At 51.3% G+C, this 12,607-nt stretch carries 9 protein-coding genes and 2 pseudogenes; 4 read left to right on the top strand and 7 right to left on the bottom strand.

The genetic code is table 11. From position 1 onward, the window contains the following. Positions 1 to 350: 350 nt before the first annotated feature. From U873_RS37075 to U873_RS36685, 3 genes and pseudogenes are all read right to left on the bottom strand, one after another. Positions 351 to 551: pseudogene (locus U873_RS37075) on the bottom strand (antitoxin Xre/MbcA/ParS toxin-binding domain-containing protein); the annotation flags it as partial. A gap of 3 nt (positions 552 to 554) precedes the next feature. Further along, positions 555 to 1,136 (bottom strand): annotated as a pseudogene (locus U873_RS0115935) (DUF6088 family protein); the annotation flags it as partial. Between the two features lie 368 nt (positions 1,137 to 1,504). Continuing rightward, entirely contained in the window at positions 1,505 to 2,857 is a 1,353-nt protein-coding gene (locus tag U873_RS36685) for a hypothetical protein (protein ID WP_157838093.1), read from the bottom strand. Positions 2,858 to 3,872: 1,015 nt separating this feature from the next. On the opposite strand from U873_RS36685, the gene U873_RS36680 reads away from it, so the two are divergent. Genes U873_RS36680 through U873_RS34770 form a run of 4 tightly spaced genes read left to right on the top strand, consistent with a single transcriptional unit; the run spans position 3,873 to position 6,401 of the window. Continuing rightward, positions 3,873 to 4,070: a hypothetical protein gene (locus tag U873_RS36680; RefSeq protein ID WP_157838092.1), complete on the top strand. Its 198-nt coding sequence runs from the start codon at positions 3,873 to 3,875 to the stop codon at positions 4,068 to 4,070. 15 nt (positions 4,071 to 4,085) lie between these two features. Continuing rightward, entirely contained in the window at positions 4,086 to 4,340 is a 255-nt protein-coding gene (locus U873_RS37580) for an SLATT domain-containing protein (RefSeq protein ID WP_115658615.1), read from the top strand. 1 nt (position 4,341) lies between these two features. Further along, complete coding sequence (locus tag U873_RS0115930) at positions 4,342 to 5,400, top strand: nucleoid-associated protein (protein WP_025129204.1); 1,059 nt, start codon at positions 4,342 to 4,344, stop codon at positions 5,398 to 5,400. Beyond that, positions 5,397 to 6,401 carry a GTP pyrophosphokinase family protein gene (locus tag U873_RS34770; protein WP_025129203.1) on the top strand — a complete coding sequence of 335 codons (1,005 nt, stop codon included), beginning with the start codon at positions 5,397 to 5,399 and terminating at the stop codon, positions 6,399 to 6,401. Before U873_RS0115930 ends, U873_RS34770 begins: the two co-directional genes overlap by 4 nt. Before the next feature lie 576 nt (positions 6,402 to 6,977). On the opposite strand, the gene U873_RS0115915 is transcribed toward U873_RS34770, so the two are convergent. The 4 genes from U873_RS0115915 to U873_RS0115900 are packed head-to-tail and all read right to left on the bottom strand — an operon-like array spanning position 6,978 to position 12,463. Then, the gene (locus U873_RS0115915; protein WP_025129202.1) at positions 6,978 to 7,373 is read right to left on the bottom strand and encodes a hypothetical protein; all 396 of its coding nucleotides are present in this window, start codon (positions 7,371 to 7,373) and stop codon (positions 6,978 to 6,980) included. A gap of 2 nt (positions 7,374 to 7,375) precedes the next feature. Continuing rightward, entirely contained in the window at positions 7,376 to 9,610 is a 2,235-nt protein-coding gene (locus tag U873_RS0115910) for a hypothetical protein (protein ID WP_025129201.1), read from the bottom strand. Next, a complete protein-coding gene (locus U873_RS0115905; protein ID WP_025129200.1) occupies positions 9,594 to 11,201 on the bottom strand; it encodes a site-specific integrase in 1,608 nt (535 codons plus the stop codon). The genes U873_RS0115910 and U873_RS0115905 overlap by 17 nt, the downstream gene beginning before the upstream one ends. Then, the gene (locus U873_RS0115900) at positions 11,198 to 12,463 is read right to left on the bottom strand and encodes a site-specific integrase (protein ID WP_025129199.1); all 1,266 of its coding nucleotides are present in this window, start codon (positions 12,461 to 12,463) and stop codon (positions 11,198 to 11,200) included. The genes U873_RS0115905 and U873_RS0115900 overlap by 4 nt, the downstream gene beginning before the upstream one ends. Between the last annotated feature and the right edge of the window lie 144 nt (positions 12,464 to 12,607).

Here is a 12,607-nt window from a genome sequence, read left to right as displayed (position 1 = left end):
AGCTACTACGATATCCGGTTTAGTTTATCCTTCGGTTTTGACAACTGCTCGAAAATGGCATCGTGGTCGAGTACTAGGTTGAGCTTCATCTTGACACCTTCTCCGGCCTGGACGTCAGCGGGGGGAGTGCGCAATTCTCTACGCGATAGTCGTACAAAATTCTTTTGGAGAAACCAACCGGCAGAAGAGAGCAACCGATCTTTTCCAGGCTGGTTGCTCAATTGAACCGTGACGTATAAGGGCTTCAAGCTTCTGTTAGGTGATCGTCCAGCCGGCTGGCCGTAGACGGAATCCTCGCCGTTTACGGTCGAGCCACCATGCATATCATGAGCCCAGCCAGGGAAATGGGTTCATTGATAGACCCCATGTCTGATACCTGTCAGATACGTCTCGATAGCCTGAAATCGTGCAGGGTTATCGATAACGTCCTGAGGCACGTCGCCGTCCAAATACCTGCACGGGCGCCGAAGCCACTCCTCGGCAAGTCGCTGATTGCCAAACGTATTAATGGCGTGTTTCAGCGCTTTGGCATACTGCAGATTCGCGATGCTCGCAGCAGCCTCATGCACAGCCGACCGCATCCATACTGGCATTCGGCAGTTTCTGAGCCTGTTTATGTCGTCACGGTTAAGGACGGTGATAATCTTGAAAGCGACCTGAGAGGAGAGTCCGTCTTTACCGATGTAGTAGAGAGCAGTGAGCACTGTGCCTACATTCGTTCCTGCTTGCTGTAGCCGGTCACGGGACACATGCCGAAGGCGAACCACCGCATTGCCAATCCTAATATCGCGCGTGGCACCGCTGGTGTAATAAGTCGGCACTACCTGCATTTGCGTACTGAGACCTAATCGACGGACTGCCTCTGCTCCATGTATCTGAATCGTCTCGCCGTTCGCCTTGGCGATGGTCATCATGACGCTCAGTGGGCTGGGTCGAACCCTTCCGGCATATTTGCTGACCTTGGGCCTCATGTAGATACCACGAACAATGCGCTCCAAGCCGCCTGACTCTACTAGCCTGGAAAGTGCTTTATCGACCGCAGCACGAGAACCAAGCGGAGCAAAAACCATGCGGGAAAAAGGCTTTCCCTTGCTCATATGTTTTAGTCGTCTAGAGATCGCGTCAGCAACAGACATTGTTGTTCGCCGTATTGAGCCCAGAGGCGACCATAGCCTGTCTCAGGCTCTGCGCCTAGATGGCCGTTCTTGGCCGACTTCAGCCGGTTGGCCACAGGCAGAAACCGGCCGATTGTGTTGAAAAAGGCCCGTCGCGTTTTTTGACCATGAAAGAGCGTTAGCGACGTTGAAATCTGGTTAGCTCAGAAGATGGAGCTGTCTTGGTTTTTACGTAGTAACACCGAAATCGAGCGTTTTTTGAGCTGCCGAACAACAGCGCTCTCAGAAACCGACTTTTTCAACAGAATCGGCCAGAAGCAGACACTTGCCTAGTGTAGGTTCCACCCCTAAAGCTGACGCTTGAAACTGTTTACGACAGTAGGGGCGACTCACATATCGCAAAACGCCTTCGCCGAATCAGATCCTGTATAGGCTGAAAACGCTAGAGCGGACTTAATAAGCACAACTCTTGAAAAGAACTCTGAAATCCCTCTTAGTGCCTCAAAAGAAGTCATTCTATCTATTTTGTTACCATGCAAAATCTCAGATCGCCCATACTCATATATTTTGACTATGGTGTCATAGAGAGACAGTTCCCCATCATAATTCGCTACTATTTTGTCTTCAGGAATTTTCGTGAGATTCGAAACCATTTTTGCAATAGCGCGTGTTTTCCCACCCCCACTGCTCAATACATCCAGGCACGTCCCAAACTTCGCAATCGCTATCTGATCACTCATCTCTCGACATGCTTCCCCATGCCAATCAAGTGCTGTCGACCATCTCTGACAAAGGCCCGGACAACCATCACCATCACCGACAAGGCCTGTCAATATTTTGGATACTGCTTCAAAAAAATTATTCTGACTCTCATCCAAATCCTGAGGGCGGAGTAGGAAGGGATTTACCTCATCCGACAATTCAAGGCCCGCATGCCAAAGAAACCCATTTGTCTCGACTATACTATGAGTCAACACTGGAGGTCTTCTTTCGGTGTAAAGAGTAAAGCTCCTAAAAAGCTTAGGGTTTCCTATAACTAATGATATCGAATCAAGCGTAGTTCGTGCCAAAATCGTAGAGAGCTTACGAGAGAGTGCTTGGCCATAACTTGAAGTAGTGACACTTATCATGCACTTGGATTTACTTACAACTCCATAAAGCGAAGCGCTCAAAGGATTTAATTGCAAGCTCTTATCAACTAAAGCTGCCTTTAAATTCTCACGCCAATCAGAATTATCCACCCCCATATAACCAAGCGCAGCGGGAGGGAAATCGATAGAATCGAGCCAGTCTAAGCTATTGAGCATCGTAACAGGGCCAATAACAAAAGGCCCATTACGCTCCAGTCCAGTAGGCGCAGCAGGCAAATGACATGTAAAATCTTTTGGCAAAGTAGATGCAAACACCGTAACTAGCTGTTTTATCTCCCCTTTCAGGTAAGCAGGCAACAGGTATCTAATTGCACACGGACATGTGCCGAAATTTAAAAAGCCGTCATACCTCTCAATTACTGCTTTTTTAACTAAATTGTGATGCTCTTTCAAGTCAAGCTTAATAGTGCCCGGCCAACCCAGTCTTAGAAGTGCTGACGATACAAGCTTGATTTTATTTTCGGTGGCACTACTAACACTCATTTGCCTGCCACTTTTTGCTGTATCAAAATTCGGCGAAAATGCTACCTCACCCGTATGCGCCTTGCTTAGTGAGACCAGCGCGCCGTAAATCAATTCTTCCAACTTCACAGCTACTCCTTGTACAAGACTTTCTGAGATCCTTTCGCCTTATGGGAACTTCACTCACGTTGAGATAGGCGGGCCGGAGTCGATGGCAACGACTCGATGCTTTTTGACACCAGGGTCATCGGATTCACCGGAAACCAGCCCAGCGACTCGTAGCCCATGATATGCCATTCACGTACGACGTCTGGAATCACCAGGCCAGTTCACAGATCCTGCGTACTCAAATGAGGGTTGGGCCGATCAATCTGGTGGTCGTTGCGCGCATACTGCGCCTGCGCCCCCCTGCAACGACGTCTTCATGATGACGGGCAGACCTTTGAGATGTTGAAGGATACGGCGCCACGCGACTTTACCAGCCCATTACTCGTGCAAGCGGATATCGGCTTTCGTTGGTGGCGCAGTTGCTGGACTTTGCGGAAGAGTCCGTTTTGACTCGCGCCTGTCAGCGCTGGTTCGGGAAGCCACCGTCAGTAGTGCGTCGGGAGTCGCTAGCGCGCGGTAAGGTGTGATGAGAGGCTCAGCTTTGGGTGAAAGCGGACCAATTCGAACGCCCACTTTTGGCCGCTCTGAGCCTGTGACATCAGGCAGGAGACGGCCAAAAGCTGCTGCCCGGATGCCTTTGCGAAATCCTGGGCCATAGAACTAGCGTTTTGGCACCTGGCTAGTTGATGTGGTTTTACCGCCCGCATAACTCAAAGGGTACGATTGGCGCCAAGACATAAGCGAGATAGGCCAACCCCAGCCCCTACCGCTCAAGCCAGCGGCGGCGGGGCTGGGCAAGAGGGTCAAAAAATGATTGCAGGGGAGTAGGTTTATTCGGTGTGCTGCTCGCCTAGCCTGGCCCATAACGTCTACATCCCAAGCCACCCCGTCCCATCCTGCCCACAATTGAAGTAGTTCGCTGACGGCTACCTCTGCTAGATTCCAGACCACGGATTAGAAAGGGATGTCTAGCAATGCTTGCCCATCCCTCACCATTCATATTTCACGAAACACGTTCGGGATGGATATAAGACGCATGAGCCACACCCCAGATTTCAAAACAATTGATGATGTACTGCAGCGCTGGCTGAAACGCGCGCGTGAGTCCCAACTATCACATCATTTAATGACTGAAAGCTTAGAAAGTCGCCACACATGGCTAGGGGTAATAGTTGTTGGGATAACAGCCATTGCAGGGACAACAACAATTGCTGCAGAGCTAGAGCAAAGCTAAAAGTTAGCACTAGGCTTGCTAACTCTATCAGCTGCGATACTTACCTCACTGCAGACCTTCCTGAAACTAGATGAACGGGCAAATCGTCACCGCAGTGCAGGCGCGGGGTATGGCCAAGTCCGCAGACAACTTGAGCTCGCTAGCACCCTACCAGCCGAACAAACCGAGGCTCGAATAAAAGAAGCAGAGATTGCACTTAACAAGCTCGCTCAGGAAAGCCCAAGCGTATCAAAGCGCATTTACGATAAGGCACTCAAAAGGAACCCATAACATGAGCGACGTATTCAGCAACCTAAGCTTTAATCGAGTCATCCTTCACAACGTACACAAGCCCAATGACCATGGCGCTGTGCCTGCCACCATCAGTTTAGAGCTAACTACGCTCGACCCAACCGGCAAGCAACTTTTGCAAGACAGGGTTAGCAAAGTCTTGGGAACTGGCTCAGGCTCGCTAGCCATGGATGTTGCCAACAAAACACCCGCCAGCTGCTACGAATATGCGAAGCAATTAATTCTGGCAAATGAGAAAACCTTCATCACCACCTCGGCAGCAATTGCACATCACCACACTACAATTCATGCCAGCAAACGCTGGCCAGGTGGCACATTGGTAATAATTTCCGGCACAACCGGAACAGAAAAAAGAAGATGCCTGGTCATAATCAAGGCGGAACAGCAAGCTGGATTCACTGAAACTGAAGAAGACGGAAAAATCACTCTCGCATACCTTGAAAATCTCATTTTAACCCCGCAGTCAAAACTATATAAAATAGGTATTTTCTACGAAGAAAATGCCAAAGCGACTGGCCCTGTTGACGAATTGAATGCCCATGTCTTTGACAGCAACATCAAATCCAACGACGACAGGCAGGCTGCCAAATATTTCTATTCTGGCTTCCTCGGTTTAAAAATCCCCGAAAATGCTGTGCAACGCACGCGAGACTTCTTCGACTACACCTCCGAATTCATCAGCGGCATGGACATCGAACCCGAGCGCAAAATAGACCTACAGCAAGCACTCTACACTTATCTAAAGACAGACCAATCCACAACAATAGAAGTTTCTGAATTCGCCAAAAAGTACTTAGGCAACGAAGAGTCCGATGAATTTTCCTTTTATATGGAAAATAAAGGATTCCCTGACTCCGCTGTAACAAAAGACACTAAGCTAATCAATAGAAAACTTGCTCGTCGCAAGCTAAACTTCACCAGCAATGTAAAAATTACAGCCCCGGCAGACGAATTTTCAGAACTTATCCAGGTGCTGGAGTCAAATGAAATAGATACCACCCTAAAAATTAAGGGGGTCCTGATGAGCCAGGACACATGACTGAGCAAGAGTATCTTGACCGTTTTAGGAATGAGACCCCATGCCTACGCGCATGGGGCGAATATGTCATTTCCGAAATAAACAGCTCACTAATTAAAGAATACGGCCAGAGCGCCTTCGAGCACTGGATAAAAATCACACCTGCAATACGCATAAAAAGCGAAACATCCCTCATAGCAAAGGCCTTCATCCTTAATAGAGGATGGTTCGCAGACATATACGATGATGTAACAGATAAAGTTGGCATCCGCTATGTGCTAGGGCTAACCGATCAAATTTCAAAGCTAGCAAATCTAATCAAAAAATCAGACCGCTGGACAGCGTCGACCAGCAAAGAGTTTGATGAATGGAAACGTGCCGACCCTCGAATATTCGACTACCAATCGGCCCACTTCATTCTGACATCCGTAACCCCGCTCACTTATAACGACGTAGAAATTCCAGTCGGAACCAAGTGTGAAGTCCAAATACGAACACTGCTCCAACACGCCTACGCCGAGCTAAGCCACGACACCCTTTATAAATCAAACATAACCAGCGAACCTGAGGTGCATCGTCTTTTTGCTAAGAGCATGGCTCTTATGGAGACTACTGATGAGATGTTACTTCGAGCTCAGACTAGTTCTTTAGCAGCGCTAGCCAATCTGGAGGAAATAAAGGAAAAACTCACCGCTGCTAATAGACATCACCTACCCGATACAAATTTCAGCGACAAGTCCAGAGAAAACGAATACCTCATAGACCAACTCAGGCCTCTTATCAAAGGCGACTTTGGTAAAAATCTAAATGGCTTTCTGGCAAAATTCGCTAGCACTATTAGTGACCGCATACCAACCAGAGCCGCTGCCCAGCCAGTATTCGAGCTAGACGCCATAACACTCGTGTATTACCTAGCAAAGAGAAACACATCATCTTTATCCGGCCGCTGGCCTTTCGAGCGATCTATTTTGGAAGGCGTATATAGCGATCTAGGTATCACCCCTCCGTGGTTGAAAGACTGACCACCGCATAGAAGCCTCTCTGGGTCCCTCCAGCGCATAGTTCTCTGATCACGGTCGACAGGCCCGTGCGATTCGCAGATTTTCTGGCCCGGCCAAATCGGTGCCCTTTGTCCTCCTTTTTTGGCTAGAAAGTGGGAAAACCAAGCACCTAACGCGTTGTTTTTCCTCGCATCCGCCACCGCTTGAAAAGGTGGCAAGGTGGACACGACAAGCACATCAGCCTGAAGCCAAACACGCCACAAAGGGGAAGGATGAAACCCTAGCGATTCACATATAACGACGTCATATATAGGTCGCTTATCGATGGTAAGCGCATTTTCGATTGGCTCGAACGAGGCGGGGTCAACATCCGGCCTACTGCCTCAAGCCAGTTAACCCGCAAATTTTCGATCAAGCTCACGCCAAGGTGAAGGCCATGTCCTTGTCATTAGGCTGCAGGGGCTCGACTTTCTCCGAGTTGCCCGAGCGATAATAAGCCATCGTCCGTTCGAGCTCGCGTACCCCTTGCCACGGTAATGTGCTGCACACGTATGACTGGACCACCCCGGCTGCGAGTAGTCATTAGTCAGTGATGTCTCACTTCTTTTTAAGCTGTGAAACCGGCCGCTCCAACATTGATTGCGTTAACCCGTGCATGTCTGCATTAGCTTGCCAGATCAAAAAACGGCTATGCATATCTCGAACAGCAGCTAACAGCTTCTGGTTGGTCGCTTTCAGTTCCTCAATGCGCTCGTTGGCTGCTTGGATATCGGCAATCCAGCCCGGCTCTAGCTTCTGAGCCTTCAATGCCGCCTTGCGATTCTTCATCGCTAAATCCACGGCAGGTAGATTCATCAGGGACTGGCGAGCACGACTGATACTCAGTTTTTCTTTGCAGGCCTCAACAAGCAAAGGCCAGGTCAGCTTCGGCTCTGACCATTCCTCAATCAGCTTAATGATGCGTTTCTCATCCTTTGGCGTTAAATGCCCCATCGTTAACCCTCTATCTCATCCAGCAAGGCCAAGACGTCATCCAACGATGGCAACGCCTCTTGCGCCTGGTTCTCTTCAATGACTTTGACTTCGATCAACCCCGACATTGCGGCGGCGTTCTTGGTCAGCGTCCAACCGTTGTCGGAGTTCCACACAATGTCACCGTTTTCGAGTTCGGGTTTTTCCAGCGTTTGGATGAGCGCCTCGCACTTAAAGAGCTTCTCACTCAGTTTTTTGGTCGACTCCGATGCTCCAAACACACCACGAGACTGCGCATCAATTGCTTTATCTAGGCGGCGTTTAAGGTCGTCGCGTTCTTCCATGAGGTTGCCCAGCTTCACGTCATCCCCTTTGACGCAACCGAGCCGCCCGCAGTCCAAACAGGCACCCATTTTCGGGCAGGGCTCGGATGCGAAGTTGTGTACACAAACGCCGAGATGGGTTTGATGGATAATGCGGTCCTGCTCACCCTCGCGCAGTTCCCTCACCTCAGCCAAGTTCAGCGGCTGATTGGTTTTGACCTTTTCCAAACGCTGAGCAGCGGTGCTGTGCTTTGTTTTGGGGTGGTAAGCCGCAACCCCTTGGGTGCGTTCCTCGATGGTCTCATGGTTGTAGATAGACCCCATCGTCGTGCGTCCAGAGAAGGCGTCAATCAGGAACTGCGACAGACCGGCCTCGTGCATCCGCGTGTTCAATTCGTGCCGAAACGCATGCGTGTTGACCTTGACACCGGGATAGCCATAGCGCTCGAACAGGCTTTTTCTTTTCGGATCGTTCGTACCGCCTAACTGCGCATTCAATCGGCCAGCGTTCGCGGCGATCTCCACGCCAAACCCGTGTTGCGCACCCAACGTATCTGAGTTTGCAGTCAGTGCTCCCGTGCGCACGGTGAACAACGCATCACGGTACCTCACCCGAGCTTTGCCCTCCGTGTACGGCGTGGTGTACGGAAAATCCTTTGGAAGATACTTCTCCCGCACCAGCACATTGAGTTTGCGCAGCGTAATCACACATCGGTCGTCAAATTCCCAACCCCGGACGCCATTCTTGCCCTTAATATATATCCGCTTCCCTCTGCTGAAGTCCCATCCATCACGTATCTCGACCAAGAGGGCTCGGGCGGCTGGGCTGAACGCCTTTTGCTTCTCAAGGCTTTTCAGTAACTTGACATTGAATACATTTCGCGCGGAGCCCTTAGGAGCGGAGAGCTTCAGCGCGGCACAGGCTTCGGCGTACGTGAGCGGTTCATCAGGCCCCTTGGGCGGCACTCCTTCGTGGGGGGGGAAATCATCGGGATTGTCTTCCAGCCAGGCGGCGTAGGCCCGCGCTTCATCGGTGATCGTTTTCAGTAACGTGATGACCCGCTCGACGACCGGCTCCATCTCAGGCCTAACGACGGGCTTCAACGTCACCTGGTTTATTTTTTCCGCGTACCAGCGTAGGAACATGCGCCGATTGCCCTGGGTATCCTCTTTGAATACCAGGCAATCCAATTCAACATCCGCCAATTCACCCACGCGACTGGGTGCACTCAGTAACAGCGCACAGGCGGATGTCACCACGATGTCGAGGTCGCTGGTCAATTCGTTTGTGAACACTTCCCCGAGGGCTCTGATCGCTTCAGGGTTAGGCAGCTTCTGTTCCCGATCCTCTCTTTGCTGCTTGAGCGTACCTCTCTGGCTCTGCTTCAGCGGAGAGGTCCACCGGAAATCCGATTTGAGCAGTTTTTTTGCCCGCATCAGGGCGATGACGGCTTCAAGTGACTTACTAGAAAGATATGCGGTGTTTCCTTTTGTCCAGTGACGCTCCATGTGCTCGCACGCATTATTACAGATAGCGGCGGACACCCGCGTCACATCCCGTGTGCCGGTCAATTCGAACAGAGCGACTTCCAGCCCTCTCAGGGCGTTCATCCAGTCACTCATCACCTTTTTCTGCAAATACACCCTTCGGTACACCAGTATGGCTTTGGTAAAATCCGTGAAGGGTGCCTGCAACTTTTTTGGGGCAGATACGGTCGATCCAAGTGCCGTGAAGCTACTACTTAAGAAGCCATGCGGGTGCCAACTGCCGTCTTCCCAGCGAATACTCGCGTTCACTCGATTGGGAATGCCTTTGGGCAGAGTCTCTTTCGCCCATTCGATAAACGCAGCGAGGTGAGCCGCTGCATCTAGCTGGCTCTTGGTCTTAAAATCAACAATGTTATCCGGCGATTCAGAGTCAAACGCTTCGGTCATTCTTCTGTCTTCTTGAGTCCGATGATCGGCGCATGGCCTCGCAATCCAGAATCACCTTCCGGCAAGCCAGAATGGCCCGATCCCAGAGCACGCCGGTCGTTTTATCCGTGGCAATGGTTTGCTCCCGGCGACGCTCCAGTCGTTCAAGGACCTCGCGGTGATTGGCGTACAGAAGAGGTTGGAATTTTCCGCATGCATAACAGGTATACGGCGCATCGAGATGGCAGGCGGCTGCGGAACCGCATACTGCTACATCCTCGATTAGTCGATCCGCTCGATCCCCGTTTATTGCTGAGGTGCGATCCGTGATGATGATCCCGGTGAACGCATTCACAACCAAGGCCAGATGGTCGCTCATCTTCGCGTCGATCAACGCCAGCAACTCCGGCGATACGGCACGGTACTTTCGCACTGTCCGAGTATCGCTATGCATCAATGCGCGGGCTATCGCAAACTCACTCAGCCCCGCATTAGAGAGGTCCGTACCGAGGGTGTGCCTGAACCGGTGCCCCCGCGTCACTTTCAGTGGCTGATGGGTGCGAGGCGAAATTGGAAAGCCCTCCATCCGCTCGATGCAGCTAAGCCAACGTTTGATCGTGCCTGATCCGATATGAAAGGTCGACTGTGGCGCTTCTTCGAGGTCTTTTTGAAGGGGGCTATTGAGCAAAATAGGGGGAGTCAGCCGCTCCAGAAATCCGGCTTCATCATCCAGCTTCCGACAAAAGAGGGGCACATTCTCGATGGCTGCATTCCAGTCGGCACCGTTTGGATAGGTTTGCCAGAGTTGTTCCAGAACCATTGCCTTGTAGGCCTGCACGGTGTTGTAGAGGTCCTCATTCAGGCTGAATGTTTCGGACTTTTCTCGCCAACCTGCCTCGTCGTCTTTTTGCTTTGCCCAATGAAACCTGACCTTGCAGCCCTGCTCGCTCTTCGTGACATCACCAAAAACCATCATTCGTACCTGAGCGCCACGCTGCCCGTAAATCATCAACATGCGTAGGTAAAGGTACTGCTCGAAATCTAACTGCCCGTGACAAAATTGCTCATGTATCCATTGGTGCAGCGCGTCTTGCTCCACCTGCATAAACGGGCCTTGTTCGGGGTCCAGGCTGAGGATTACGTCGTTGCTGGAATTCTTTTTCTTGGGCAGTGCCTGATAGGCGTCGATCAGGGGTTGCGACGGGCGCTGTTCGAGGGATTCGCAGTCGTGCCAAAATGCGATGAAGGCGGCAATGACACTAAACTCTCTATAGTTAAAGCGCTCCCGCAGAGCGATCAGTTGACCCTCGTTGAGCGGGTCAAGCCCGATCTGAGCAGCCCGCGACAACACACTGGCGGTGTTAGCAACCGTGCGCGCTGCCGAATTGGCCATTCGGTGCGCTAGGGCGGCGTGCAACCAGGGCTGCCAATCCGGCGAGACGCAAGCAATAGCCGCTTTCCAGTTGACTGAATCACTAGCCGATTTATCCGGTCTCCACATCGATTCGGCGGGGGTGAACACTTCCCCACATTTCGCCAGGCGAGGCGTATTCAGCCACGCATCGAGGCTGTCCTTCGTGGGTGCCTGAAGTGCTTCGACGGAGATGTTCACTCTGAATCTCCCTGCGTCGTGCCGGCCTTATGGCGGATAGCCGTAAACCGCTCGGCCCGCTTCTGTATCGCTCTGTCTGCCTCTTCCTTCCAGAATTTGGCGCCGTAGAGGCCGGGCATGTTCGAGTCGGGACTCCAACCGAACATCCATGTGAGGGTCTTTTGTACTTGTGTGGTGCGATCCTCCGGCGTGAGCACTGCCAGTTCCTCACGCATGCTTTCCAGCATCGTGTAGACCGCGTCATGCCTTAGAGTATGCGTGTGCACATGGGCCAGTTCCGGCGCTATTTCTCGAACCCTGGACAGAACGCCATCCACTGCCTTGATGGTCAAAGGTCCGCCCTCATTTCGCTTGTGCGCCACCAGCAAAAACGGATGCTTTCTCGCTTGCGATGTGCCGCTACGGGGCTTTCTGTGACGATATTTCGATTCGTACTCAGTTATTGCGTCATACAGGTCATCGGTCATCACCAGCATGCGCTCGTTGGTTTTGAATTGCGGGGCCATTGTTCGTGGATCGAGGCTCTCATCCTCCAGGTTAACCACCGCTAGTTGACGACTGTGCCAGTGAATATCGCTGGTCTTGATCAGCAGCATCTCGGAGCGGCGCAGCCCCATGTCGAGACCCAGCAGCAAAATGATGTAGTTACGCAGCCTTATGGCTTCATCTGAAAAGGGGTTCTCGGCGCTATCCGGATGCATGATTTCCAGCAATCGAGTTCGCTCCAGGCTGGTAAGTCCTTTCATTTCGTCCGTTCGCGTTTTTTTCCACGCAGGGCTGGCCGCTTTGATCTTGCGGTTGATGCGCTTCTTCAGATCGTCAACCGCATCATATCGTGTTGAGTGATCACCCAACTTGTCATAGAGGAAGGCCAGATAGTCGCGTACCGCCTCGATTCGCTGCTGCGCATGGACTTTACCAACGGATTTGTAGGCAGTCGGATGCAAATGCATCCCCGCATACTTCATGGCCAAAGTTTCCTTGCTGAACCCCGCGTCCGACACAAACCTAGAAAGCTCGCTGTCTGTCAGGTATTGGCTATGAGGGCGCTGTTCGAGGTGAGAAATCAAATCAATGGAGGAAAAGGCCAGAAACTCCTCAAACACAGCCAGATGCTCAAGGTACTTCTTGGTCGTTTCGAGGGCTCTGCCCGAGTGCTCCATGGTGATGTATAGGTTGGGGTAGTACGCAGGGATGTAGTCTTGCAGCAACAGCTTTCTTCGAGCAGCATTCACCACCTGCTCTATGACCTGGAAACCCATGTTGCTCCCTCATAAAACATAACTTTTCTAAGTATAGTCAGGGGTATCGGACAGTCAGCGCAAAACTTAACGTTTTACTTTCCAGAATTTAAGCGCCTGTCTATACCATCAAATCACTGAAAATAAAGGATTAAAGGCGAATAA

This window comes from Pseudomonas sp. PH1b, from assembly GCF_000633395.1.
Taxonomy (GTDB): domain Bacteria; phylum Pseudomonadota; class Gammaproteobacteria; order Pseudomonadales; family Pseudomonadaceae; genus Aquipseudomonas.
This window is presented reverse-complemented; position numbering and strand designations above follow the sequence as displayed.